Source organism: Actinomadura sp. K4S16, assembly GCF_008327685.1.
Lineage (GTDB): Bacteria > Actinomycetota > Actinomycetes > Streptosporangiales > Streptosporangiaceae > Spirillospora.
On record NZ_BDDE01000022.1, the window covers coordinates 20,475 to 45,727 of the forward strand.

21 protein-coding genes and 2 riboswitches are annotated in these 25,253 nt (G+C 75.8%); of the genes, 9 read left to right on the forward strand and 12 right to left on the reverse strand.

Annotated elements, in window-relative coordinates; translation table 11 throughout:
- Positions 1–5: 5 nt before the first annotated feature.
- Positions 6–755 carry a precorrin-6A synthase (deacetylating) gene (cobF, locus tag K4S16_RS34015; protein ID WP_149263179.1) on the reverse strand — a complete coding sequence of 250 codons (750 nt, stop codon included), beginning with the start codon at positions 753–755 and terminating at the stop codon, positions 6–8.
- Positions 756–815: 60 nt separating this feature from the next.
- Here cobF and cbiE point away from each other — a divergent pair, with 60 nt between their 5' ends.
- From cbiE to K4S16_RS34030, 3 genes are read left to right on the forward strand one after another with little or no spacing between them, the layout of a single operon-like run.
- Positions 816–2,033, forward strand: coding sequence for a precorrin-6y C5,15-methyltransferase (decarboxylating) subunit CbiE (gene cbiE, locus K4S16_RS34020; RefSeq protein WP_149263180.1), 1,218 nt, complete (start codon positions 816–818; stop codon positions 2,031–2,033).
- Positions 2,030–2,785 (forward strand): precorrin-4 C(11)-methyltransferase, encoded by a 756-nt coding sequence (cobM, locus tag K4S16_RS34025; RefSeq protein ID WP_149263181.1) that lies wholly within the window; start codon positions 2,030–2,032, stop codon positions 2,783–2,785. Before cbiE ends, cobM begins: the two co-directional genes overlap by 4 nt.
- The gene (locus K4S16_RS34030) at positions 2,770–3,507 is read left to right on the forward strand and encodes a cobalt-precorrin-6A reductase (protein ID WP_149263182.1); all 738 of its coding nucleotides are present in this window, start codon (positions 2,770–2,772) and stop codon (positions 3,505–3,507) included. The genes cobM and K4S16_RS34030 overlap by 16 nt, the downstream gene beginning before the upstream one ends.
- Here K4S16_RS34030 and K4S16_RS34035 read toward each other — a convergent pair.
- From K4S16_RS34035 to K4S16_RS34045, 3 genes are read right to left on the reverse strand one after another with little or no spacing between them, the layout of a single operon-like run.
- Positions 3,498–4,985, reverse strand: coding sequence for a precorrin-2 C(20)-methyltransferase (locus tag K4S16_RS34035; RefSeq protein ID WP_149263183.1), 1,488 nt, complete (start codon positions 4,983–4,985; stop codon positions 3,498–3,500). The genes K4S16_RS34030 and K4S16_RS34035 overlap by 10 nt on opposite strands.
- A complete protein-coding gene (locus K4S16_RS34040; RefSeq protein ID WP_200842279.1) occupies positions 4,985–5,605 on the reverse strand; it encodes a precorrin-8X methylmutase in 621 nt (206 codons plus the stop codon). The genes K4S16_RS34035 and K4S16_RS34040 overlap by 1 nt, the downstream gene beginning before the upstream one ends.
- Positions 5,602–6,696 carry a precorrin-3B synthase gene (locus K4S16_RS34045; RefSeq protein ID WP_149263185.1) on the reverse strand — a complete coding sequence of 365 codons (1,095 nt, stop codon included), beginning with the start codon at positions 6,694–6,696 and terminating at the stop codon, positions 5,602–5,604. Before K4S16_RS34045 ends, K4S16_RS34040 begins: the two co-directional genes overlap by 4 nt.
- 71 nt (positions 6,697–6,767) lie before the next feature.
- Positions 6,768–6,891: riboswitch (cobalamin riboswitch) on the forward strand.
- 54 nt (positions 6,892–6,945) lie between these two features.
- Here K4S16_RS34045 and cobN point away from each other — a divergent pair.
- On the forward strand, positions 6,946–10,542 hold the full coding sequence (gene cobN / locus K4S16_RS34050) for a cobaltochelatase subunit CobN (protein ID WP_149263186.1): 3,597 nt from the start codon (positions 6,946–6,948) through the stop codon (positions 10,540–10,542).
- On the opposite strand, the gene K4S16_RS34055 is transcribed toward cobN, so the two are convergent.
- Genes K4S16_RS34055 through K4S16_RS34080 form a run of 6 tightly spaced genes read right to left on the reverse strand, consistent with a single transcriptional unit; the run spans position 10,497 to position 16,024 of the window.
- Positions 10,497–11,828 carry a cobyrinate a,c-diamide synthase gene (locus K4S16_RS34055; RefSeq protein ID WP_235037260.1) on the reverse strand — a complete coding sequence of 444 codons (1,332 nt, stop codon included), beginning with the start codon at positions 11,826–11,828 and terminating at the stop codon, positions 10,497–10,499. The genes cobN and K4S16_RS34055 overlap by 46 nt on opposite strands.
- Positions 11,825–12,427: a cob(I)yrinic acid a,c-diamide adenosyltransferase gene (gene cobO, locus K4S16_RS34060; protein ID WP_149263187.1), complete on the reverse strand. Its 603-nt coding sequence runs from the start codon at positions 12,425–12,427 to the stop codon at positions 11,825–11,827. Before cobO ends, K4S16_RS34055 begins: the two co-directional genes overlap by 4 nt.
- A gap of 1 nt (position 12,428) precedes the next feature.
- Positions 12,429–14,519 carry a VWA domain-containing protein gene (locus K4S16_RS34065; protein WP_149263188.1) on the reverse strand — a complete coding sequence of 697 codons (2,091 nt, stop codon included), beginning with the start codon at positions 14,517–14,519 and terminating at the stop codon, positions 12,429–12,431.
- Positions 14,516–15,091, reverse strand: a complete 576-nt coding sequence (locus K4S16_RS34070; RefSeq protein ID WP_235037248.1) for a histidine phosphatase family protein — start codon at positions 15,089–15,091, stop codon at positions 14,516–14,518. The genes K4S16_RS34065 and K4S16_RS34070 overlap by 4 nt, the downstream gene beginning before the upstream one ends.
- Positions 15,072–15,830: a CbtA family protein gene (locus K4S16_RS34075; RefSeq protein ID WP_149263189.1), complete on the reverse strand. Its 759-nt coding sequence runs from the start codon at positions 15,828–15,830 to the stop codon at positions 15,072–15,074. Before K4S16_RS34075 ends, K4S16_RS34070 begins: the two co-directional genes overlap by 20 nt.
- 8 nt (positions 15,831–15,838) lie before the next feature.
- Positions 15,839–16,024, reverse strand: a complete 186-nt coding sequence (locus tag K4S16_RS34080) for a CbtB-domain containing protein (RefSeq protein WP_149263190.1) — start codon at positions 16,022–16,024, stop codon at positions 15,839–15,841.
- Positions 16,025–16,083: 59 nt separating this feature from the next.
- Positions 16,084–16,144, reverse strand: a riboswitch (cobalamin riboswitch).
- A 247-nt stretch (positions 16,145–16,391) separates the two neighbouring features.
- Between K4S16_RS34080 and K4S16_RS34085 the strand changes: the two genes are divergently transcribed.
- On the forward strand, positions 16,392–17,321 hold the full coding sequence (locus K4S16_RS34085; RefSeq protein ID WP_200842280.1) for a class I SAM-dependent methyltransferase: 930 nt from the start codon (positions 16,392–16,394) through the stop codon (positions 17,319–17,321).
- Positions 17,322–17,525: 204 nt separating this feature from the next.
- Here K4S16_RS34085 and K4S16_RS34090 read toward each other — a convergent pair whose 3' ends face one another.
- Positions 17,526–18,314: an SAM-dependent methyltransferase gene (locus K4S16_RS34090; RefSeq protein ID WP_268843292.1), complete on the reverse strand. Its 789-nt coding sequence runs from the start codon at positions 18,312–18,314 to the stop codon at positions 17,526–17,528.
- A gap of 129 nt (positions 18,315–18,443) precedes the next feature.
- On the opposite strand from K4S16_RS34090, the gene K4S16_RS34095 reads away from it, so the two are divergent.
- The 3 genes from K4S16_RS34095 to K4S16_RS34105 all read left to right on the forward strand — a co-directional run bounded on the left by K4S16_RS34095 (position 18,444) and on the right by K4S16_RS34105 (position 22,755).
- Complete coding sequence (locus K4S16_RS34095; RefSeq protein WP_149263192.1) at positions 18,444–19,772, forward strand: cytochrome P450; 1,329 nt, start codon at positions 18,444–18,446, stop codon at positions 19,770–19,772.
- Between the two features lie 24 nt (positions 19,773–19,796).
- A complete protein-coding gene (locus K4S16_RS34100) occupies positions 19,797–20,336 on the forward strand; it encodes a YciI family protein (protein ID WP_149263193.1) in 540 nt (179 codons plus the stop codon).
- A gap of 115 nt (positions 20,337–20,451) precedes the next feature.
- Positions 20,452–22,755 carry a tetratricopeptide repeat protein gene (locus K4S16_RS34105; RefSeq protein WP_200842281.1) on the forward strand — a complete coding sequence of 768 codons (2,304 nt, stop codon included), beginning with the start codon at positions 20,452–20,454 and terminating at the stop codon, positions 22,753–22,755.
- Between the two features lie 109 nt (positions 22,756–22,864).
- Here the strand turns inward: K4S16_RS34105 and K4S16_RS34110 are convergent, their stop codons facing one another.
- Positions 22,865–24,244, reverse strand: a complete 1,380-nt coding sequence (locus K4S16_RS34110) for a glycosyltransferase family 4 protein (RefSeq protein WP_149263194.1) — start codon at positions 24,242–24,244, stop codon at positions 22,865–22,867.
- Positions 24,245–24,359: 115 nt separating this feature from the next.
- On the opposite strand from K4S16_RS34110, the gene K4S16_RS34115 reads away from it, so the two are divergent.
- Complete coding sequence (locus K4S16_RS34115) at positions 24,360–25,037, forward strand: Crp/Fnr family transcriptional regulator (RefSeq protein WP_160161123.1); 678 nt, start codon at positions 24,360–24,362, stop codon at positions 25,035–25,037.
- Positions 25,038–25,253: the final 216 nt, after the last annotated feature.

Genomic DNA, 25,253 nt, shown 5'->3' on the forward strand with positions numbered 1-25,253 from the left:
ACCGGTCAGGGCCGCGCCGGGGACTCGCGCCGCAGGAGGTAGGTGTCCATGATCCACCCCTTGCGGGCGCGGGCCTCGGCGCGGACGGCGCGGATCTCCTCGGCCACCTCCGCGACCGGGCCGGAGACGAGGATCTCGTCGGGCGTGCCGAGGTAGGCGCCCCAGTAGATGTGGTAGCCCTCGCCCGCCTCGGCGAACGCGCAGTGCGCGTCCAGCATCACGAGGACGTCGTCGGCGGTGGCGCCCCCGGCGGCGAGGCGGCGGCCCGTGGTGATGTGGACGGGCCGCCCGACCCGCGTGAGCCCGACGCGGTGCCGGGCGGTGAGCGCCGAGACGCTGCTGATGCCGGGGATCACCTCGTACTCGAACTCGGCGCCGACCTCCTCCAGCGCCGCGAGGGTGCTGTCGTAGACGCCGGGGTCGCCCCAGACCAGGAGCGCGCCGGTCTCCCCGTCGGCCAGCTCGTCCTCGACGAACGACCGGTAGATCCCCGCGCGGCGGGAGCGCCAGTCCTCGACGGCGGCGGTGTAGGCGGCGGCGTCGCGGTCGCGGTCGGGGTCGCGGGCCTCCACGATCCGGTACGGGTGCCGGCCGTGCGCCGCGATGAGGTCGTGCCGCAGCCCGGCCAGGTCGTGCTTGGCCTCGCCCTTGTCGACCACGAGGAAGGCGTCGGCGGCGGCGATGGCCTTGGCCGCCTGGAACGTCAGGTGGTCCGGGTCCCCCGCGCCGATGCCGATGATCAAAAGCCGCTTCACGGCGCCAAGTGTGCCAGAGCGCTCCTATAGGCTTGGCGTCCCGTTCGACCGAGGAGGCCAGTGGACGCGCGTGTCATCACCGTCGTGGGGATCGGCGCCGATGGGTGGGACGGGCTCGCGGAGGAGTCGCGCGAGGCGCTGCGGTCGGCGGAGGTCCTGTTCGGCAACCAGCGGCAGCTCGACCTCGTCCCCGGCGAGTACCGGGAGCGGGTCGCCTGGCCCTCGCCCCTGCTCCCCGCGCTGCCGGGGCTGATCGAGCGGTACGAGGGGCGCGCGATCGCCGTGCTGGCGAGTGGCGACCCCATGTTCCACGGGATCGGCTCCACCCTCGCCGGGATGCTCGGCGCCGACCGGCTCCGCGTGCTGCCCCATCCGTCGTCGGCGTCGCTCGCGTGCGCCCGGCTCGGCTGGCCGCTGGACCGGGTGGACGTCCTCAGCATCGTGGGCCGTCCCGCCTCGACGCTGAACGCGGTCATCGCCCCCGGGCGGCGGCTGATCGTGCTCGGCGCCGGACGCGAGGCCCCGATCATCGTCGCCGCGGTGCTGTCCGGCCGCGGTTTCGGCCCGAGCCGGATGACGGTCCTCGCCGACCTGGGGGCCGAGAGCGAGACGTTCGCGCACGGCGTCGCATCCCAGTGGACCGAGCCCGCCGCGTCGGCGCTCGCGGTCGTGGCCGTGGAGTGCCTGCCCGGACCGGACGCCGACCCGCTGCCGCGGGTCGCCGGGCTGCCCGACGAGGCCTTCGAGCACGACGGGCAGATCACCAAGCGCGAGGTCAGGGCGGTGACCCTGTCGCGCCTCGGGCCGCTGCCCGGTGAGCTGCTGTGGGACGTGGGCGCCGGTTCCGGCAGCGTCGCGATCGAGTGGGCGCGGGCGCATCCGTCGTGCGAGGCGATAGCGGTCGAGGACGGCCCGGAGCGGGCCAAGCGGATCGGCCGCAACGCCGAGGTCCTCGGGGTGCCCGGCGTCCGCGTCGTGGAGGGCCGCGCCCCGGACGCGCTGGACGGCCTCCCGACCCCCGACGCGGTCTTCATCGGCGGCGGGCTCACCGTCCCCGGCCTGCTGGACCGCTGCTGGGACGCGCTCCGGCCCGGTGGCCGCCTCGTCGCCAACGCCGTCACCCTCGAATCGGAGGCCCGGCTGGTCGAGCTCCGCCGGACCCACGGCGGCGAGCTGGTGCGCGTCGGCGTCGAGCGCGCCGCCCCGCTCGGCGGGTTCACCGGCTGGCGCCCCGCCATGCCCGTCACCGTCTGGACCACCCGGAAGGACACCCTGTGACGGTGTACTTCGTCGGCGCGGGTCCAGGCGCCGCCGACCTCATCACCGTGCGCGGGCTGCGCGTGCTGGAGTCCGCGCCCGTCTGCCTGTACGCGGGGTCGCTGGTGCCGGTGGAGCTGCTGGAGGCGTGCCCGCCCGGCGCCCGGCTCGTCGACACCGCCGACATGACGCTGGACGGGATCGTCGCCGAGCTGACCGCCGCGCACCGCGACGGCCTCGATGTCGCGCGCCTGCACTCCGGCGACCCGTCGGTGTTCAGCGCGGTCGCCGAGCAGATGCGCCGGCTCGACGCGGAGGGCGTGCCCTACGAGGTCGTCCCCGGGGTCCCGGCGTTCGCCGCGGCGGCGGCCTCGCTCGGGCGCGAGCTGACCGTCCCCGGCGTCGGCCAGACCGTCATCCTGACCCGCACGGCCGTCCGCGCCACCCCGATGCCGGACGGCGAGGACCTCGCCACCCTCGGCGCGAGCGGCGCCACGATGGTGCTGCACCTGGCCGTCCAGCGCATCGAGGAGGTCGCCGCCGAACTCGTGCCCCGCTACGGCGCGGACTGCCCGGTCGCGGTCGTCGCCCGCGCCAGCCGCCCGGACGAGCTCGTCCTGCGCGGCACCCTCGCCGACATCGCCGCCCGGGTGCGCGAGGCCGGGGTCCGCCGCACCGCGGTGATCGTCGTCGGGCGCGTCCTCACCGCGTCGGCGTTCCCCGACAGCCACCTCTACAGCGCCGGGCGGGACCGGGCGTGCGGCGCGTCCTGATCCTCGGCGGGACGGCGGAGGCCCGCGCCCTCGCGGCCCGGCTGACCGGCCCGCGCCAGGACGGGGTCCACGTCGTGTCCTCCCTCGCGGGGAGGGTGTCGGACCCGCGGCTGCCCGCCGGCGAGGTCCACATCGGCGGGTTCGGCGGCGCCGAAGGGCTCGCGGCATGGTTGCGCGAGCACCGGATCGACCGCCTCGTGGACGCGACGCACCCGTTCGCCGAGCGGATGAGCGCCTCCGCCGCGCACGCGTCGCGGCTGACGGGCGTGCCGCTGCTCGCGCTGCGCCGCCCCGGCTGGGACGAGGAGGACGGCGACGACTGGCGGCGCGTCCCGTCCCTGCCGGACGCCGCCGCCGCGCTCCCGGCCGGCGCCCGCGCGTTCCTCACCACCGGCCGCCGCAGCCTTCCGGTGTTCGCCGCGCGGACCGATGCGTGGTTCCTCGCCCGGTCGGTGGACCCGCCGGAGCCGCCCGTCCCGTCCAACGTGCACGTCCTGCTGGCGCGCGGCCCCTACACCGTGGACGGAGAGCGCGCGCTGATCCGCGAGCACCGCCTCGACGTCCTCGTCACCAAGGACAGCGGCGGCGCGATGACCCGCGCCAAGCTCACCGCCGCCCGCGAGGCGGGCCTGCCGGTCGTCATGGTCGACCGTCCGGCCCTCCCCGCAGGCGTCCGGTCAACGGCGGACGCGGCCGCTGCCGCGGCCTGGGCTCAGGGGTAGCGGCGCGGGGTGTAGACCACGCCCTGGTCGGTCACCCGCGTCGCGGACGAGCCGATGATGAGCAGGCACCGCATGTCGACCTGCTCGGGGTCCAGCTTGCCGAGCGTCGTCACCGTCACGCTCTCCTCCGGCCCGCCGACGTCCCGCCCGACCACCACGGGGGTCTCGGGGGAGCGGTGCTCCAGCAGCAGGTCGCGCGCCGCCGGTAGCTGGTGCCTGCGCCGGCTCGACGAGGGGTTGTAGAGGGCCAGCACCAGGTCGGCTTCGGCGGCGGCCCGGAGCCGCCGCGCCACCACGTCCCACGGCTTGAGGATGTCCGACAGCGACAGGACGCAGAAGTCGTGCCCGAGCGGAGCGCCCGCCCGGGCGGCGACGGCCTGCGCCGCCGTCAGCCCCGGCACGACCTGCACCGGCACGTCCGCGAACTCATCCTCGGCCGCCGCCTCCAGCACGGCCGTCGCCATCGCGAACACCCCGGGGTCGCCGGACGAGACGACGGCGACGCGGGCCCCGTCCCGCGCGAGCGCCAGCGCGTGCCGGGCCCGGTCGGCCTCCACCCGGTTGCCGGACCCGTGCCGCCGCTGCCTCGGGTTCGGCGGCACTCGGTCCAGGTAGGGGCCGTACCCGACGAGGTCGGTGGCGGACGCCAGGACGTCCTGCGCCTCCGGGGTCAGCCACGGCCGCCCCGCCGGCCCGAGCCCGACCACCCACACGCACCCGGCCCCCTCCGGACGCGCCGGGGGAGGGGCCTCGAACGTGCGCTCCGCCGGGCTGGTCAGCAGTGCGAGCGACATGTAGGGCACGTCCGCCGGGTCGACCTCGGCGAGCGGGAGGACGCGCTGCCGACCCGTGGCGGCGCGCTCGACGTACCAGCCGTCGGCGAGCCGGCCCGCGTCCTCGAACGCCTGCCTGACCTTGGGGAACGTCCGGCCGAGCTTGAGGACCGCCGCCGCGTCCGCGGTGCGCAGCCGCTCGGCCAGCTCCTCGCCGGGCAGCGTCCCGGGCAGGACGGTCAGCGTCTCCTCCCGCTCCACCAGCGGGCGCCCCGCCGCCGCCGACGCCGCGCTCACCGACGTCACGCCCGGCACCACCTCGGCCGGGTAGTGCGGCGCGAGCCGCTTGTGCAGGTGCATGTACGACCCGTAGAACAGGGGGTCGCCCTCGCTCAGCACCACGACCGTCCGCCCCGCGTCGAGGTGCGCGGCGAGCCGGGCGGCGCAGTCGGCGTAGAACTCCTCGAGCGCGCCCTGGTAGCCGCCGGGGTGGTCGGTCGTCTCCGTCGTCACCGGGTAGACGAGCTGCTCCTCGATCCGGCCGTCCCGCAGGTACGGCTCGGCGACGGCCCGGGCGATGCTGCGGCCGTGCCGCGCGCTGTGGAACGCGACCACGTCCGCCTCGCCGATCAGCCGCGCCGCCTTCACCGTGACCAGTTCGGGGTCCCCGGGCCCGACGCCCACGCCGAACAGCCGTCCCGCCATCACTCCGCCTCACTGGCGACGGCGTTGACCGCCGCCGCCGTCATCGCGCTGCCGCCGCGCCGCCCGCGCACCACCAGATGGTCCAGGCCGCTCGCGGCGAGCGCCTCCTTGGACTCGGCCGCCCCGATGAACCCGACCGGGATCCCGAGGACCGCCGCCGGGCGGGGCGCGCCCGCCTCGACCAACTCCAGCAGCCGGAACAGCGCGGTCGGCGCGTTGCCGATCGCCACGACCGCGCCGCCGAGCCGGTCGCCCCACAGCTCCAGCGCCGCCGCGCTCCGCGTGGTGCCGAGCCGCTCCGCCAGTTCCGGCACGCCTGGCTCGCCCAGGGTGCACACGACCTCGTTCCCGGCGGGCAGCCGCGCGCGGGTCACGCCGGACGCGACCATCCGCGCGTCGCACAGGACCGGCGCGCCGGCCAGCAGCGCCGCCCGCGCCCGCGCCACCACCCCCGGCGACCAGGCCAGGTCCTCGACCAGGTCCGTCATGCCGCAGGCGTGGATCATGCGGACCGCGACCCGCGCCACGTCCTCAGGCAGGCCCGACAGGTCGGCCTCCGCGCGGATCGTCGCGAACGACCGCCGGTAGATCTCGGCGCCGTCCCGGACGTAATCGATCACTGCTGTCCCTCCGCCGTCCTCAGCACGACCGGGCCGCGGGGCATCCCGCAGCGCCGCTCGCATCCCGCCCAGTGGACGGGGGTCTCGGGTGCGCGGCCCAGGCCGTCCACGAAGCGCCGCGCCTCGCCCTGCACGTCGCCGCGCGACTTCGCGCACCCGGGGCTCCCGGTGCAGGCCGTCACGCCCACCCACGGCGACGCGGGGTCGGTCGCGAAGCCCGCAGCCGCGAGCGCCTCCGCCGCGCGGCCCGCCTCGTCGCGGTCCAGGTCGCGCAGCACGACGCTCCGCCACGGCGTCACCCGCACCTCGTCCGTGACCTCGCTGAGCGCCTCGGCCTCCGCGCCGGACAGCCGGCCGAGCGGGGGCACGGCCTCCAGCGCGACGAGCCCGTCCCGCTGCGCGATGGGCCCGGCGTGCGGCGGGGCGGGGTCCGGGCGCGGTTGCGTCTCCCGCACGGCCGCGGCCAGCCGCTCCGCGACGCGGCGGACGCCGTCCGGCACCTCGGCGAGCCGCCAGGCGTCCCCCCGGATCTCCAGGAACGCCTCCGCCGCCGCGAGCAGCGCCGCGACGGGGTCGCCGGAGACGGGGCCGAGCCGCGTTCCGGCCAGCAGGAGGCCGCTGGGGGTGTGCGCCGCGTCGGCCTCCAGCGCGGCCGTGTCGCCGGTGCCGTCGTCGAGCGCGAACAGGAACCGGCCCGGCAGCCGGGCCAGCCCCGGACGCCCGCGGAGCGCCTCGTCCAGCGCCGTGACCAGCGGGTCCGTCGCGAGGGCGCCGCGCGGGCCGCGCCCGCCGAGCGGGGACGCGACGATGTTGCGCACCCGCTCGTGCGTCGCCGACGGGAGCAGCCCGGCCGCCTCCAGCCGGGCCGCGAGGGCCGCCGGATCGCGGACGCCGCGCACCTGGAGGTTGCCGCGGGACGTGAGTTCGATCACGTCCCGCCCCAGCTCGCGGGCGGCGGCGCCGAGCACCGCGAGCTGCGCGGCGGACACCGCGCCGCCCGGGACGCGGACGCGCGCCAGCGGCCCGTCGGCGGCGTCGTGGGTGCGCAGCGCCCCGGGGCACGCGTCGGCGCGGGCTCTGACATTCGGCACGGGGAGGATGTTAACCACAGTTTGCAGGGCGACCGCGCTGCCGTACTCTTCTGCCCAGGCGATGGCAATGGGAGGAAGCCGGTGCGAATCCGGCGCGGTCCCGCCACTGTGACCGGGGAGCGAACCCCGCTGTAGGCCACTGTCCGCGAGGACGGGAAGGCCGGGGCGAGCGTCGATCCGGGAGCCAGGAGACTCCTGCCGTCGCGACAACCCGCTACCGGGGCGAGGACCCCAGGGGGAGGATGCTCCGTGTCCGAGCACGGCCGCACGGTCCTGCTGCTGTCGACGTCCGACACCGACCTGCTGAGCGCCCGGGCGTCCGGCGCCGACTACCGCCTGGGCAACCCGGCGCGGCTCACCGCCGAGGACCTCCCGGACCTGACCGACGGCGCCGACCTCGTCGTGGTGCGGCTGCTCGGCGGGCGCCGCGCCTGGGAGGACGGCCTCGACGCGCTGCTCGCGGGCCCGCGCCCGGTCGTCGTCCTCGGCGGCGAGCAGGCGCCCGACGCCGAGCTGATGGAGCTGTCCACGGTCAGCGGCGGCGCGTGCGCCGAGGCGCACGCCTACCTCGCCCACGGCGGCCCCGCCAACCTCGCCGAACTGCACGCGTTCCTGTCCGACACCGTGCTGCTGACCGGGCGCGGCTTCGCGCCGCCGGCCCCGGCGCCGGCCTGGGGGCGGCTCGACCGCGCCGCCCGCGACGGCGCCGGGCCCGTGGTCGGCGTGCTCTACTACCGCGCCCACCACATGGCGGGCAACACCGCGTTCGTCGAGGCGCTGTGCACGGCCGTCGAGGACGCGGGCGGGCGCGCCATGCCGGTGTTCTGCTCGTCGCTGCGCACCGCCGAGCCCGAGCTGCTCGACACGCTGCGCCGGGCGGACGCGCTGGTGGTGACCGTGCTCGCGGCGGGCGGGTCGCGGCCCGCGACGGCCGGGGCGGGCGGCGACGACGAGGCGTGGGACGTGGGCGCCCTCGCCGCGCTGGACGTCCCGATTCTCCAGGGCCTCTGCCTCACCACGAGTCGGGCCGCCTGGGAGGCCAGCGACGACGGGCTGTCCCCGCTGGACGCGGCGTCGCAGGTCGCGATCCCCGAGTTCGACGGCCGGATCATCACGGTCCCGTTCTCGTTCAAGGAGGTCGACGAGGACGGGCTCACCGTCTACGCGGCCGACCCCGAGCGGGCCGCGCGGGTCGCCGGCATCGCCGTCCGGCACGCCGGGCTCCGGCACACCCCCGCCGCCGAGCGCCGCGTCGTGGTGATGCTGTCGGCGTACCCGACCAAGCACGCCCGCGTCGGGAACGCCGTCGGCCTCGACACCCCGGCCAGCACCGTCCGGCTGCTCGCCCGGCTCCGCGACGCGGGCTACGACCTGGGCGAGGGCTTCCCCGGCGTCGACGAGCAGGACGGCGACGCCCTCGTCCACGCGCTCATCGCGGCGGGCGGCCAGGACGAGGACTGGCTCACCGAGGAGCAGCTCGCGGGCAACCCCGTGCGCATCTCCGCCGCGGCCTACGAGCGCTGGTACCGCACCCTGCCCGCCGACCTGCGCGAAGGCATGGAGCGGCACTGGGGCCCGCCGCCCGGGGAGCTGTTCGTCCAGGACGGCGGCATCGTCCTCGCCGCCCTGCGCGCCGGCAACGCCGTCGTCATGGTGCAGCCGCCGCGCGGCTTCGGCCAGAACCCCATCGCGATCTACCACGACCCCGACCTGCCGCCCAGCCACCACTACCTGGCCGCGTACCGGTGGCTGTCGGACGAGTTCGGCGCGCACGCGATCGTCCACGTCGGCAAGCACGGCAACCTGGAGTGGCTGCCGGGCAAGGCGGCGGGCATGTCGGCCTCGTGCGGCACCGACGCTGCGCTCGGCGACGTCCCGCTGGTCTACCCGTTCCTCGTCAACGACCCCGGCGAGGGCACGCAGGCCAAACGCCGCGCGCACGCCGTCCTCGTGGACCACATGGTCCCGCCGATGGCCCGCGCCGAGACCTACGGCGACATCGCCCGCCTCGAACAGCTCCTCGACGAGCACGCGACGATCGCCGCGATGGACCCGGCGAAGCTGCCCGCGATCCGCGCCCAGATCTGGACGCTCATCCAGGCCGCCAAGCTCGACCACGACCTCGGCCTGGACGACCGCCCGCACGACACCGAGTTCGACGACTTCCTCCTGCACGTCGACGGGTGGCTGTGCGAGGTGAAGGACGCGCAGATCCGCGACGGCCTGCACGTCCTCGGCCAGGCGCCCGCCGGCGCCACCCGCGTCGACCTCGTGCTGGCCATGCTCCGCGCGCGCCAGATTTGGTCGGGGCGCGAGACGCTGCCCGGCCTGCGGGAGGCGCTCGGCCTCAGCGAGGACGGCGGCGAAGGCCGCGCCGACGTGGACGCCGCCGAGACCGCCGCCCGCGCCCTCGTCCAGGCCATGGAGGACGCCGGCTGGGAGGCGGACGCCGCCCGCGAGGTCGCCGGGGACGTCCCGGCGGACCGCCGCGACGCGGTGGCGCGGGTCCTGGAGTTCGCCGCCGCCGAGATCGTCCCGCGCCTGGCCCGGACGACCGACGAACTCGACCACGTCCTGCACGCCTTGGACGGCGGCTACATTCCGGCGGGACCGAGCGGGTCGCCGCTGCGCGGCCTCGTCAACGTCCTGCCGACCGGCCGCAACTTCTACTCGGTCGACCCGCGCGCCGTCCCGAGCCGCCTCGCCTGGGAGACCGGGCAGGCGATGGCCGACTCGCTCCTGGAGCGCTACCGCGCCGACCACGGGGAGTGGCCGCGCTCGGTCGGGCTGTCGGTGTGGGGGACGAGCGCGATGCGCACGGCGGGCGACGACGTGGCCGAGGTCCTCGCGCTGCTCGGCGTCCGCCCCGCCTGGGACGAGGCGTCCCGCCGCGTCACGGCGCTGGAGCCGGTCCCGCTCGCCGAGCTGGGCCGGCCGCGCATCGACGTGACCGTCCGCATCAGCGGCTTCTTCCGCGACGCGTTCCCGCACGTCGTCGCCATGCTGGACGACGCCGTCCGGCTCGTCGCCGGGCTGGACGAACCGGACGCCGACAATTACGTCCGCGCGCATGTGCGGGCCGACCGGGAGCGGCACGGCGACGAGCGCCGCGCCACGATGCGCGTGTTCGGGTCCGCGCCGGGCGCCTATGGGGCCGGGCTGCTGCCGCTCATCGACAGCCGCAACTGGCGCGACGACGCCGACCTCGCGGAGGTGTACGCGGTGTGGGGCGGCCACGCCTACGGCCGCGACCTCGACGGCGTGCCCGCCCGCGCCGACATGGAGAGCGCCTACCGGCGGATCGCCGTCGCCGCCAAGAACGTCGACACCCGCGAGCACGACATCGCCGACTCCGACGACTACTTCCAGTACCACGGCGGCATGATCGCCACCGTCCGCGCGCTGACCGGCCGGGCGCCGGAGGCCTACGTCGGCGACAGCACCCGCCCGGACGCCGTCCGCACCCGCACCCTCTCGGAGGAGACCGCGCGGATCTTCCGGGCCCGCGTCGTCAACCCGCGGTGGCTGGCGGCGATGCGCCGACACGGCTACAAGGGCGCGTTCGAACTGGCCGCGACCGTGGACTACCTGTTCGGCTACGACGCCACCACCGGCGTCATGGCCGACTGGATGTACGACCGGCTCACCGCCGCCTACGTCCTGGACGAGGAGAACCGCGCGTTCATGGCGGAGTCGAACCCGTGGGCGCTGCACGGCATCGCCGAGCGGCTGCTGGAGGCGGCCGAACGCGGCATGTGGGAGCACCCCGACCCGGAGATCCTCCAAGGGCTGCAGGAGGTCTACCTCAAGGCGGAGGGCGACCTGGAGGACGACACCAGCCGCTGAGCCGCCTCCGGGGAACCCGCCCAGTGGAGGTGCAGGTACGAGGCGGTGATCCGCTCGTCGCCGTAGCCGTCGCGGCCGTCCCGCCACCGGAACAGCGGCCCGGCCTCCGTGTCCAGCGCGGTCCGGTGGAACTCGTGCCCGCGGAACCGCTCGCCCGGACGGGTCAGCGGCGACTCCGCCACCGCGACCGCCTCCCGGTAGCCGAGCGTCAGCCGGGACGTCATCCGCGCCCGTCCCGGCACCCGCCCGCACATCGCCCGGCCGTCGAGTTCCTCGCACAGATAAAGGAGCCCCGCGCACTCGGCGGCGATCGGGCCGGGGAACGCCGCCACCTCCGCGAGCATCGGCGCGTTGGCGGCCAGTTCGGCGGCGTGCACCTCCGGGAAGCCGCCGCCGACGACGAGCGCGCCGGCCCCGTCCGGCAGGGCCTCGTCGCGCAGCGGGTCGAAGACGGCCACCTCGGCGCCCGCCGCGCGCAGCAGCTCCACGTGCTCGGCATAGGAGAAGGTGAACGCCGCCCCGCCCGCCACCGCGACGACCGGGCCGCCCTCGACCGGCGTCACATGCTCCGACGGGTCCCAGGCGGGCCCCGGCAGCGGGGGAGCGGTGGCCGCCAGCCGGAGCAGGGCGTCCAGGTCGCAGGAGTGCTCCACCAGCGCGCCGAGCCGCTCCACCGCCCGGACGGCCTCCGCGCCCCGCTCGGCCGCCGGGATGAGCCCGAGGTGGCGGGACGGGGTGGCGACCGCGTCGTCCCGCCGGATCGCGCCGAGCACCGGCACGCCCGTCGCCTCCAGGGCGCTCCGGCACAGCTCCTCGTGCCGCTGCGAGCCCACCCGGTTCAGGACGACGCCGCCGATCCGCACGCCCGGCTCGAACGTCGCGAACCCGTGCACGAGCGCCGCGACCGACCGGCTCTGCCGCGCGGCGTCCACGACCAGCACCACCGGCGCCGCGAGCAGCTCCGCGACATGCGCCGTGGAGGCGAACCCCGTGTCGCCCTGCCCGTCGAACAGGCCCATCACGCCCTCGACCACCGCCACGTCGCAGCCGGCGGCGCCGTGCAGGAACAGCGGCGCCACCCGCTCCTCGCCCGCGAGCCACGGGTCGAGGTTGCGGCCCGGCCGCCCCGCCGCGAGGGCGTGGTAGCCGGGGTCGATGTAGTCGGGGCCGACCTTGTGCGGCGACACCGCCAGGCCGCGCGCCCGCAGCGCCGCCATCAGCCCGGTCGCCACGGTCGTCTTGCCGCTGCCGGACGCCGGCGCGGCCACGACCAGCCGGGGGATCACCACTCGATGCCCCGCTGCCCCTTCTGCCCGGCGTCCATCGGATGCCGGACCTTGCCCATCTCCGTCACCAGGTCGGCGGCCTCGACCAGCCGCGCGGGCGCGTGCCGCCCGGTGACGACGACGTGCTGGGTCCCGGGGCGCGCGGTGAGGGTCTCGACCACGTCGTCCAGGTCGAGCCAGCCCCACTTGAGCGGGTAGGTGAACTCGTCGAGCACATAGAAACGGTACGTCTCGGCGGCCAGGTCCCGCTTGATCTGCGCCCAGCCCTCGCGGGCATCCGCCGCGTGGTCCTCCTCGGTGCCGGGGCGCTGGATCCACGACCAGCCCTCGCCCATCTTGTGCCAGGCGACCGGGCCGCCCTCGCCGCTCGCCCCGAGCACCCGCAGCGCGCGCTCCTCGCCGATGCGCCACTTCGCCGACTTCACGAACTGGAACACCCCGATCGGCCAGCCCTGGTTCCACGCCCGCAGCGCCATCCCGAACGCCGCCGTCGACTTCCCCTTCCCCGGGCCGGTGTGGACCATCAGCAGTGGCCGGTTGCGGCGCTGCCGGGTGGTGAGGCCGTCGTCGGGGACGGACACGGGCTTTCCCTGGGGCATCTCAGGCCGCCTTTCCTGCGTCGCGCCCGCGGTGGGCGCGCACGATCCCGTCGAGGTCGCCGAGCGGGACGAGCCGCGCCCCGAGCCGGGCCGCGAGCCGTCCCGCCAGGCCGAGCCTGACCGGACCGTCCTCGCAGTCCACGACGATCCCGGCCGTGCCCGCCAGCAGCCCGGCGGCCCGGTCGACGTCGCCGCCCGCGGTCGCGCGCCCGTCGGTGACGACCACGAGCAGCGGGCGCCGCGCCGGGTCGCGCAGCCGCTCGGCGCGCAGCACCTCGGCGGCGCGGGCGAGCCCGGCGGCGAGCGGCGTGCGGCCCCCGGTGGCCAGGGCCCGCAGCCGCGCCGCGCCCGCCTCGACCGACGACGTCGGCGGCAGGACGAGGTCGGCGGCGCGCCCCCGGAAGGTGATCAGGCCGACCTTGTCGCGGCGCTGGTAGGCGTCCAGCAGCAGGCTCAGCACGGCCGTCTTCACCGTCTCCATGCGGCGGCGCGCGGCCATCGAGCCGCTGGCGTCCACGACGAACAGCACCAGGTTGCCCTCGCGGCCCTCGCGGACCGCCTCCCGCAGGTCGTCCGGGCGCAGCACCAGGCCCGCGCCGGACCGGCCGCGCGCCCGCTGCCGCGGTGCGGCGGCCAGCAGCGTCGCCACCACGTGGGGGTCGCGGACCTTCGCCGCCGGACGGCGCGCCCCGGTGACCCGGCCCCGGGCCGTCCGCGACCGCGACCGCCGTCCCGCGGAGCCCTCGCCCACGCCCGGCACCTCCAGCAGCGGCACCGCGTGCGGCGCCGCGACCGAGGCGACCCGCTCGCCGCCCCCGCCGCCGGACCGCTCCTCCTGCGCCAGGTCCGCGTCCTGCGACGGGCCCCTGTTCTGCGACAGGCCCGCGTCATCTGACGAGCCTGCGTTCCGCTCGGGGCTCGCGTCCCGTGACGGGCTCGCGCTCTGCTCCCGGCTCGCGTTCTGCTCCCTGTTCGTGTCCTGCTCCGGGCTTGGGTTCTGCGACGGGCCCTGCCCTCCGCCCTGCGGAGGGGAAGAGGGCTCGCCGCCGCCTCCGCCGTCCGGGGGAGGGTCGTCGCCGGGGGAGGTGCTGTCGAGCAGCTCGTCGAGCAGCGACTCGTCCAGGCCCGGCGCGTCGAACGGGTCCCGCCGGCGCCGGTGCGGCAGCGACAGCCGGGCCGCCGCGCGCACGTCCTCGGCCGTCACCTCGTCTCGCCCCCGCCACGCGGCGTGCGCGAGCGCGGCGTTCGCCGTGACGAGGTCGGCGCGCAGACCGTCGACCTCGAAGCCCGCGCACACGGCCGCGATCTGCTCCAGCCGCTCGTCCGGCAGCCGGACCCCGGTGAGCCTCTCCCGCGCGGCCGCGATGCGCCCCGCCAGTTCGGCCTCGGCGTCCCGCCAGCGCGCGGCGAACGCGGCGGGGTCGGCCTCGAAGGCCAGCCGGCGCCGGACGACCTCGGCCCGCTCCCGCGGGTCCCGCGACGCCCGCACCTCGACCGTCAGCCCGAAGCGGTCGAGGAGCTGGGGACGCAGCTCGCCCTCCTCGGGGTTCATCGTCCCGACCAGCAGGAACCGGGCCGCGTGCCGCACCGACACCGACTCGCGCTCCACGTAGCAGGTGCCGAGCGCGGCGGCGTCCAGCAGCAGGTCGACCAGGTGGTCGTGCAGCAGGTTCACCTCGTCCACGTACAGGACGCCGCGGTGGGCCGCCGCGAGCAGGCCCGGCTCGAACGCCTTGACGCCCTCGGTCAGGGCCCGCTCGACGTCCAGCGACCCGGCGAGCCGGTCCTCCGAGGCGCCCACCGGCAGCTCCACCAGCGCGGACGGCCGGCGTTCGGCCGGTCCGCCCGGCTCGTGCGGGCCGTCCGGGCAGGACGGGTCGGGCGCCGCCGGGTCGCACGCGAACCGGCAGCCCGCCACCGTGTCCACGGCGGGGAGCTGCCCGGCGAGGGCCCGCACGATCGTCGACTTGGCCGTGCCCTTCTCACCGCGCACCAGCACACCCCCCACCCGCGGCGAGACGGCGTTGAGCAGCAGCGCCAGCTTCAGGTCGTCCAGCCCGACGACGGCGCTGAACGGATAGGCGACGTTCACACCTGGACCTTCCGGTTGACGTGGGCGACCCGCCAGCCGTTCCCGGCGGGGGTGAGCCTCGTGGTGGACAGCGGCGCGACGTCGAACCGGTCGGCCGCGAGGACGTCGACGCGCAGCGCATGGGCGAGCGCGGCACGGATCACGCCCGCGTCGCAGACGGCGATGCCGGACGGCCCGGTGCCGAGCCACGCCGCGACCCGCGCCGCGAGGGCGGACCGGCTCTCGCCGCCGTGGGGCGCGGCGTCCGGATCCGCCAGCCAGGCGGCCAGCGCGTCCGGGGCGATGTCCGCGTAGTGGACGCCGGCCCAGGTACCCGGGTCGGCCTCGGCGAGCGCCGCGACCGGGCGGGCGGCGAGGCCGAGCGCGGTGCAGGTCTCCCGGGCGGCGCGGGCGGGCGAGGTCCACGCGTCGCCGTCCGGGAGCGCGCCCGCCAGCGCCTCCGCCCTGGCCAGGCCGGCCGGGTCGGCGGCGTCGCCGGCGGGGAAGCGGGCCTGCCGCATCCCCGCCGACGTGGCGTGCCGGACGAGCAGCAGCCCGGTCAGCCCGGCCCGCTCACGCCGGGGCCGGGGCACGGGCGGCCCGGTTGCAGAACCACCCGAACAGGGTTCCGAAGGACGCCCAGAACACCAGCTGGGTCCCCAGCGAGGTGATGCGGAACTGCCACAGCAGCGTGGCCGGGAACCCGTCCGGTACCTCGTCCACGGCCGGGAGGAGCAGCGACGCCACCGCCACCGGGACGACGAACGCCAGCACGGCCGCGGGCCAGCGCGCCCACGGTCCGCCGCGCACGCTTCGCGCCGTCGTCACCGCGATCGCGGTCGACAGCAGCCCGACCCCGATCATCGCCAGGTACAGCACGGTCCGGGTGTTGATCGTCTCCGGATCGCCCACCGCGGGCGGGTTCGCCGGATACTTCAGGAACGGCACGACGATGACGGCGGCGAAGGCCGTCCCGGCGGCGGCGAGGGCGAGCCCGGCGTCCGAGCGCGGCCCCACGCGTCCCCGCAGGCCCGCGAAGACGAGCGCGAAGACGCCGCCCACCGCGAGCCCGTAGAGGCCCGTGGCGAGGAAGAGCCCGGCCTTCTGCGTGCCGCGGCCGACCTCCCCGCCGTGCTCGTGTGCTCCCTCGTGTTCGTGTGTCGCGGTCTCGTGCTCGTGTGTCGTGGTCTCGTGCTCGTGCGTCGCGGCGGCCTTCTCCAGGGCGATCGCGTCGTCCACGCGGGGCTCGCCGACCGCGAAGGCGAAGACGCCCGCGACGAGACCGGCCAGCAGGCCCAGAAGCAGGCCCCTGACCAGCAGGGTGCGCACCATGCGGCGGCCTAGTGGCAGGGCACGCCGAGCAGGTGCCGCCCGTCGTGCATCAGCTCGTGGAGGTATCCGCCGGTCTGCGAGACGGCGCCGTTGTCCATGAGGACGAGGTAGCCGAGGAGCAGCAGCGCGGGCACCGCGAGCAGCCAGGGAACGAGGCGGGAGAGGGGGATGTGCGGAGCCGACAGCGTGCTCACGGAGCCTCCGTAGGGGATCTAGCGCGTCCCGGACAATGAGGTCGCGATCACCCGAGCGACCTGGCTCCCGGGATCGGCGTCCCGGATACAGTGGCGCGTCCGCACCGGCATCTCACCGGATTTCCCTCGGGCAACCGTGAATCAGCCGCACGCTACGGGCCGGGCGAGCGCCCTGTCAACAGCGCCCCACCGGCGGCGCCCCCGGCGGCTCGGGGCCGCCGGGGCCCCGCCACCGGCGGCCACCAGGGCGGACCGAGGGTGCCAAGTGCCCGATATCCAGCTTTGTTGCCATGAAGAGGGACTCACCTATCATGGCGAATTCGTCTCGCGTCCCCTGCTCCCGAAACCCGACGTTGGAGCCCCGTACATGATCAGCCCAGAGACCGCGCCCCCCGCCTCCCCCGCCGCCCCCTCCTCCCTCGACGACGTCAAGGGGTGGTTCCCCAAGCTCGACCAGCTCCTGTTCACCTGGTTCCTGGAACGCCAGGAGCGCCTCGGCGAGCGCGGAGACCTGGTGGAGCTCGGCTCCTACCTCGGCAAGAGCGCCATCCTGATGGGACGCCACCTGCGGGACGGCGAGACCTTCACGGTGTGCGACCTGTTCGACACCGACGCGCCGGACGACTCCAACCAGGCGGAGATGCAGGGGTCGTACTCCACCCTGACCCGCCGGGCGTTCGAGTCGAACTACCGCGCCTTCCACGACCGCCTCCCCGAGATCGTCCAGGGCCCGACCTCGCTGATCCTGGACCACGTCCAGCCCGAGACCTGCCGGTTCGTGCACGTGGACGCGTCCCACCTGTACGAGCACGTGCGGGCCGACATCGAGGCGGCGCACGTGATGCTCCCCGCCGGGGGCCTGATCGTGTGCGACGACTACCGGTCCGAGCACACCCCCGGAGTGTCCGCGGCGGTGTGGGGCGCGGTGGCCGCCGGCGGGCTGCGCCCGATCTGCGTCACGACGCAGAAGTTCTACGGCACGTGGGGCGACGCCGACACCGTCCAGGACGACCTCCTCGACTGGCTGGGGACGCGGGACGACGCCTGGCACGAGGTCCAGCAGGTCGCCGGACGGCGGCTCGTCCGCCTCAAGGGCAAGGGGGCGACGCGCCCCTACAACGAGGCGGGCCGGCTGAAGGAGCGGCTCGCGCAGGCGGAGAAGCGGCTCGCGCGTTCGGAGGAGAGGCTGGCCCGCGCCCGGAAGGAACTGGAGGCCGTCCGCGGCTCGGTGAGCTTCAGGGTCGGCCGGGCGGCCACCGCCCTCCCTCGCGCCCTGCGCGGCGGACGGAAGGCGTAGGCGTTCCATCGGCGCGCCGATGGAACGCTCCTCGGAACGGCGCGCCGATGCGATGCCGGCGTGCGCCTCGGCCTTCCCCGCATACCGCGCCCCGCGTGGAAGGGGGTGCGCCGAGGCGGAGCGCCCTATCCCTGCAAGGGGTCCTTAACCCATTTTGCCGGGCTTGTCCGAAAAGCACGTCACAATGGCCGGCGGATCCGAGTTTCAGGGCTTTCGCCCCACCCCCGCGTAGCACCATTGGCGGTCCGCCGCCGGCGGCATGGTCGTCCCCGGATCGGGGCGCCACATCGACAGGGTCGTAAGGCCCGGGTCCACGAGCTCGAAACCGTCGAACAGCCGCGTGACGGCCGCGCGGCCGCGCAGGGTGATCTGGTAGGTGGCCCGCTCGTACACCGCGCCCGCGTCCCGGACCCGCTTGTCGGCGTCGAAGTCGCCGGTCACGTGCGACACCGCCAGGTAGCTGCCGGGGGCGACCGCGTCGCGGAGCCGCGCCACGATCCCGGGCGGGTCGTCGCCGTCGCCGATGAAGTGCAGCACCGCCAGCATCAGCACGGCGACCGGCCGGTCGAAGTCGATGAGCCCGGTCACCTCGGGGTCGGCCAGGATCTCGCCCGGCCTGCGCGCGTCGCCCTGGATGACGGTCACCTGCGGCGTCCCGGCCAGCAGCGCCCGCCCGTGGACCAGCACGACCGGCTCCACGTCGACGTACACGACGCGGGCGTCGGGCGCGACCTGGTGGGCGATCTCGTGCACGTTGCCCTGGGTGGGCAGGCCGGAGCCGATGTCGATGAACTGGCGGATCCCCGACTCGGCGAGGAACCGCACCGCGCGCCGCAGGAACGCGCGGTTCTCGCGCGCCATGAACGGGGTGTCGGGGGCGTGCCGGACGACCTCCTCCACGGCCTCCCGGTCGGCGGCGTAGTTGTCCTTCCCGCCCAGGAGGTAGTCGTACATTCGCGGAACGTTCGGCGTGTGCGGATCGACGGTGTCCAGCGTCCTCTCCCCGGCTTGCGGCGCCGCGACTTTCCGCCCGGGAAATGTCGCGAAGTTACCCGTGACATGTAAGCATTGCGATCAACTCGGAAACAACCGAAACGACGATGCCAACGCGGGAGAGCGCGAATGCGAGTCGACGCCGGCACCCCTTCCCAGATCCCGGGACCGCCCGCCCGGGACGACGGCTCCGCCGCCATCGCGGCGGCCGGAGGGCTGCACGAGTACCAGTTGAGGTTGCACGCCGAGTACGGGCCGGTGGTGCGGTTCCCGCTGCCCGGTGCCGGCCTCGCGGTGTCGGTCGCCGACCCGGTGCTGCTGGAGGCCACCGCGAAGATCAACAAGCGGCCGGAGAAGCTGTTCGAGTTCCTGGCGCCGCTCCAGGAGTCGGGCAACCTGCAGACGATCCCGGCGGACGAGCACGGCCCCTGGCGGCGGGTGATGCTGTCTGTGCTGGCCGGGCGCCCCTCGCACGAGGCGCACTTCGCCCGCTTCACCGCGCTGGCCGCCGAGCTGGCCGACCGCTGGCAGGCGCATGACGGCCCGATCGCGCTCCAGCAGGACCTGAGCGAGCTGTCGCTGCGCATGATCTGCCAGTACGCGCTCGGCAGCGGCCTGGAGTCGCCGGACTCGGCCGCGCGGGTCGTGTCGGCGTTCGAGACCGTCCTCACCGAGTACATGGGCCAGGCCGGGGACGGGGAGGGTAGCCGCGCCCAGGAGGCCCTGGCCTACCTGCGCGCCACCGTCGACCAGGTGCTCACCGCGCACCGCGAGCGCGGCTCCGAGCCGGCCGGCCGGAGCGACCTCATCGCGGCCCTCGCCGAGGCGGGCGAGTCCCCGGCGCGGATCCGCGACACGGTCCTCATGACGATGCTCGCCGCCCACCACACCACCGGCGTCGCCATCTCCTGGACGCTGTACCTGCTGGGCCGCCACCCGGACGCCGCCGAGCGCGTCGTCGAGGAGCTGGACCGGGTGCTCGGCGACCGCCCCGTCCCCGAGTACGGCGACCTCAAGCAGCTCACCTACCTGGACATGGTCCTCCGCGAGACCATGCGGCTGTACCCGCCGGGACCGTACGGCGCGCGGGAGGCGACCGAGGACATCGTGCTCGGCGAGTACACCGTCCCGGCCGGCACCACGATCTTCTATCCGTTCTGGGCCGTGCACACGAACCCCGACCACTGGCCCGACCCGCAGACGTTCGACCCCGGCCGGTTCGCGCCGGAGGCGTCGGCCAGGCGCCCGCGCCTCGCCTACATCCCCTTCGGGATCGGCCCGCGCAGCTGCGAGGGCGCCGCGCTCGCGATGGTCGAGGCCCAGCTCGTCCTGGCCGTCCTGCTCAAGCGCCTCGCGTTCCGGCCGGTGCCCGACCGGACGGTCACGCCCATCGAACGCTTCGTCCTCTGGGCCGCCGAGGACATCCACATGACCGTCAGTCCGCGCGAGCCCGCCTGACCCCGCAGCTGATAGAAATCACGAATGGAATTCTTCTGCTATCACCGTGACCGTCCCGGCTCGGGAGGATTGCGCGTCGAGTTGCTGGAGGAGCACTGGTCTTACATGGACCGGTTCGAGAAGGAGCTGATCGCCCGGGGCCCCACCTTCGTGGGGGACGACGCCACCGGCAGCGTCCACATCGTCGACCTGCCGGATCCCGCCGCGGCCCGCGAGTTCGCCTTCGACGAGCCGTGCTACCAGGCCGGGGCGTACCGGGACGTCATGATCCGCCGGTGGCGCAACACGCTGGGCCGCACGATGTGGGAGTTCCCCGGCGGCCGGACCGGCGGCGACCGCTTCCTCGTCATCGGCCTGGGGAAGGGGGAGGCCGCCGACCTGGAGGCGCCGCCGAACGACGACCTGATCGCCTTCGGCCCCCTGCTCTCCGACGACGGCTCCGCCTGGCTCGGCACGGCCGCCCTCCTCCGCGCCCCGGACGCGGACACGGCCCGCGCCGTCCTGACCGAGGACCGCTACGCCGCCATCGAGGTCCATGCCTGGGAGTTCGGCGGCCGCCGCTGACGCCCCGCGCCGCTCGGACCTCTTCCGGCCAGCGAAGTCACCGCGAAGGGAGGTTGAGCCGGAATGGCCCGTAATACGCTGAGCCCGCTGTGGGGAGAGACGAGCGCGGAGGGCCATGGTGTCTCGCAGGCCCGCCGACGACCCGGGGGAGATGCGGCGCGAGCTGGCCCAGCAGCTGAACCACCTCCTCTTCGACCGGGAGCGGCGACAGGGGCGCGGAGTGGACCGCGCGGAGCTGGCCCGGCGGACCAACGTCTCGCGGAGCAGCGTCTACGCCTATCTGAACGGCACGACGCTGCCGCCCACCTCCGTCCTCGACCAGCTGCTCACCGCCCTGGACGCGGGCGGCGAGGCGCGCCGCCGGCTGAGCACGCTGCGCGACGAGATCGAGGTCGCGCAGCAGCGCGGACCGCGCGGCGCCGAGGCGGCGGTGCCGCGCCAGCTGCCGTGCGTGACGGAGCGCTTCACCGGGCGGGACGCCCAGCTCGCCCGGCTCGCGGCCCTGCTGGAGGACCCGGGCGGCGTCACCACGACGATCGCCGCGATCGACGGCGCGCCCGGGGTCGGCAAGACCACGCTGGCCCTGTGGTGGGCGCACCGGGTGAAGGAGCGCTACCCGGACGGCCAGCTGCACATCGACCTGCGCGGTTTCGATCCGGAGGGCCCGCTCGACCCGGGTGAGGCGCTGCACCGGTTCCTGCACGCGCTGGGCGCCGCGCCGGAGTCGATCCCGGACGGCCTCGACGAGAAGAGCGCGCTCTACCGCACCCTCCTGGCCGGCCGGAGGACGCTGGTCGTGCTGGACGATGCGAGGTCGTCCGACCAGGTCCGGCCCCTGCTGCCCGGCACCCGCCACAGCCTGGTGATCGTCACCAGCCGGGACCGGCTCGACGGCCTGGTGGTGCGGGAGGGCGCGCATCGCGTCACCGTTCCGGTGCTGCCCCGCGCGGAGGCGCGCGAGCTGCTGCGGCGCTGGCTCGGCCCGGCGCGGGTCGCCGCCGAGACCGGCGCCGCGGACGAGCTGATCGACCTGTGCGCCGGGCTGCCGCTCGCGCTATGCGTGGTCGTGGCCCGCGCCGCCGACCGCCCGGACTGGCGGCTCGCCGCCCTCGCGTCCCGGTTACGCGAGGCGCCCGACCGGCTCGGCGCGCTGGGGGAGGGCTCCCTCGACCTCGACCCGCGCACGGTGTTCCGCGCCTCCTACGCGTTGCTCCCCGAGCGGGCGGCCCGGCTCTTCCGGCTGATCGGGCCCTACCCCGACGTCGACGCCCACGCCTGCCGGGCACTGCTCGGCGCCGGCGGGCCGCCGGCCGCCGAACTCGACGCCCTGACCCGCGCCAACCTCCTCACCGAGGGTGCCCTCGGCCGGTTCTCCGCCCACGACCTGCTGCGGGAGTTCGCCCGCGAGCTGGCCGGCGGCGACCCCGCGGAAGAACGCGGGAAGGCGACGGAGCGCCTCCTCGACCACTACCTGGGCACCGCGGTCCGGGCCGCCCGGGCGCTCGAGCCGTGCCGGGAGGCCGACCTCCCGCCCGCCGTCCCGGATCGCCCCGGCCCCCCGCTCCGGGACCGGCCGGAGGCGATGGCGTGGTTCGCCGCCGAGATGCCCGCGCTCCAGGCCGCGATGAGGCAGGCCGCGGCCGAGGGCTTCGACCGGCACGTCTGGGGGCTCGCCTGGGCCGCGACCGTCTTCCTGCGCCGCAGCGGGCGGCGCGCCGAGAGGGTGGCGCTGCACCGGATCGGGCTGGAGGCCGCGCTGCGCGCCGGGGACCGCGCCGTCCAGGCCACCTCGATGCGGCTCCTCGGCGACGGGCTGACCAGGCTGGGCCGGCAGGACGAGGCGCTGCCGCTGCTGCGGACGTCGCTGGCGGAGTGCTCGGCCATCGGCGACGCCAGGGGCGTCTTCCAGGCGCACCTGTCGCTCACCCGGCTGCACGACTCCCTGGGCGACCTACCCGAGGCGCTCGGGCAGGCGGAGCGGGCGCTGCGCGCGTCCACCGCGGTCGGCGACCTGCTGGCCCGCGCCGACGGGCTGACCCACGTGACGAAGCAGCGCGAGCGGCTCGGCCGGCACGAGGAGGCCCTGCCGCTCGGGCGCAGGGCTCTCGCCCTGTACCGGCGGCTCGGCTACGCGGAGGGCGAGGCCGACGCGCTGCGGTGCCTCGGACGGATCGAGCGGCGGCTGAACCGGCCGGAACAGGCGATCGCGCTGTTCGAGCGGTCGCTGGAGCTCGACCGCCTGCTCGGCGACCGCTTCTGGACCGCGCACGTCCTGCGGGACCTCGCCGCGGCCCACGAGGCGGCCGGAAACCCGGCCCTGGGCCGGACGTACCGCGCGGAGGCGGCGGCCATGTTCGAGGCGATGGGGCAACCGCTCGCCGACCCGGCCCGTGCGGGGGCGGAGGACGAGGCGTCCTAGCGGCGCCGCCGTCCAGAGCCGTCCAGCGGCTTCCAGCCTCGGCCCGGACCGGGCCCGCCTTCTGCTCTCCTGGAGGCCGGTTGGGCGAAGGCGGGCCATGGCGGATCGGTCACAGGACGGTGAGCAGGCGGTCGACCGCCATGGCCCAGCTCGCCTTCTCGGCGAGGGCCCGGCGGGCGCGGGCCGCCCGGGCGAAGGCGGCCTCGCGGTCGCCCATCACCGCGGCGATGCGGTGGCCCCAGGCGGGCACGTCCTCCTCCACCCGGTGCCGCACCGGCACGACGAGCGCGCCGGCGTGGTCCGGCGCCACCTTCGCCACCTGCTCCGCCAGCCCGCTGTTGGCGCTGATCAGCGCGGGCGTCCCGTTGACGATCGCCTCGTGCCCGACCAGCCCGTAGCCCTCCACCAGGGAGGGCATCAGCAGCAGGCTGGCCCGGTCCAGGTCCTCCTGGATCGCGGCGGTCTCGGCGGAGTACGGGCGCACCGTCACGGAGGCGGAGGGGTCGCCGATCCAGCCGAGCACCTGCGTGCGCAGCGCCTGCTCGGTGCCGGCGGGGGTTCCGCGCACGAGCAGCTCCCAGTCCGCGGCGCCCGCGTACAGCCCGCGCGCCCGGCCGATCGCCCTGGCGGCCAGATCCACCCCCTTGAGCCGCACGTCGTCCATCCGGCCCATGATCATGACCAGCGGGCGACCGGCCCGGATCCCGCGCTCGGGCGGCCCGGCCATGTCGAAGCCCGGATCGAGCTGGATCAGCCTGGCGCGGTGCCCGTCGCGGCCCGCCGGCAGGTCCCGCGCCAGCCAGCCGTGCAGCCGCGGCCCCACGGGCACGGCGGCGGTGGCGTCGCGGGCGAGGTCCAGTTCGATGCGGCTGCGCGTGTCCGCCCGCAGGCCGGCGTCGTTCCCGCCGTCGAGCTTGTACCACTCGATCTCGTCGGGGGCCATGTGGACGAGGTGGAACCGGGCGGCGCGGGGATAGTGGTCCTCGGTGACCGCGTTCGCGATCGGGCCGGTCACCCGGCCGTGCCCGATGACCGCGTCCGGCTCCGTCCCCGGCGGGAGGGGCGGCCTGCGCATCAGAGCCTCGCGCTCGCTCGTCCCGGGGCTCCGCCGCGCCTCCAGCAGGCGGACGCCGGAAGCCGCCGCGTCGGCCCGCTCCTCGGCGGAGGCGCCGGGCACCAGGCAGTGCACCTCCGCCCCCGCCGCGGCCAGCGCCGCACACAGGTGGCGGTTGAGCGAGCTCAGGCCGCCGCGCGCGGGGAACCACTCGTCCGCGATCACGAGAACGCGCTTGGGCGCCGCCGCGCGCCGGGCTCCGTTCCGGAGGGCGGCACGTTCGGCGCCGCCGGAATCCCCGCCGGCGCGGGCGGATTCCTCGGCGGCCCGGCCGGCGCTCCCGTCGCCGTGGTCGGCGTCCTTGTCGGCGTGGTCGAGGTCCTCAGCGACATGGTCGATGTTCCACCGGCGCTTTCGCGGGCTGTCATTGCTCATTCGACGCTCGTCCGATGCTCGTCAACAGGAGAACGGCCCCGGCCCCCGCTGGGCGGGCGCGGTAAAGGGGCGACCACTGCGGCCGACGGCGGCCGATAAGGAAGGTACCAGGAGAATGACGTCGCTTATGGGCGGGGAGCTGGCGGGGCGTCCTTTCCTTCAGCAGTTGCGCGCCGAGGAAAAGCGGGAACTGATCTCCGCCGGCGTCGTCCGGCTCGTTCCGGCGGGTGCCGGCATCTACAGTGAGGGACGCCGCTCACCGAGGATCGCGATCCTGTTGACCGCGCACGCGGAGGTGGTGACGCGCGCGTGCGAGGGGGAGCGGTGGCTCGCGTCGCGGGTACCGGGCGACATCCTCGGCGAGCTGTCGCTGGTCGACGGCCGGCCGCACTCCGCCACGGTGCGGATCGTCCGGCCGGGGCAGGTCGTGCAGCTCTCGCACGAGGCGTTCGACCGGGTGATGCGGCGGCACGAGGGCATCACCCGCGCGCTGCTGCGGGTGCTGGCCCATCGGCTGCGCAGCGCCGACGCGATCAGGGGGACCGACCGCGGGCCGACGCTGGTCCGGGTGGCGAACCTGCTGGCCCGCCCGGCCGTCGGCGCGGGCGGGGCGCCGGTCCGGTTCCAGCGGGAGATCGCCGAGGTGCTGGGGGTGTCGCGCAGCTCGGTGGTCCGGGCGCTGACCGAGCTCAGGAGGCGCGGCCTCGTCGTCACCGGTCACGGGACCGTCAGCGTGGCCGACCCCGCAGGGCTCGCGCGACTCCTGGAGGAGGCCGGCCAGCGGAAGTGCTGAATGGCGCAAGTGCGCCATTTCCCCGGCCGATCTCCCTGCGTTCCTCCGGCCTCCGGTGCGCGGGGCCGGCCCTTTCAAGATCAGTGATCAATTATCTGGCCTGCGGTTTCATGGGGAATGGCGGAAATTTTCGCTTCCCTGCCGGAGCGGGGCACAAGCTACCCGGCCCGCACGCCGCCCGCGCCTTGGGGGGACTGAGCAAGATGAAGGCGAATC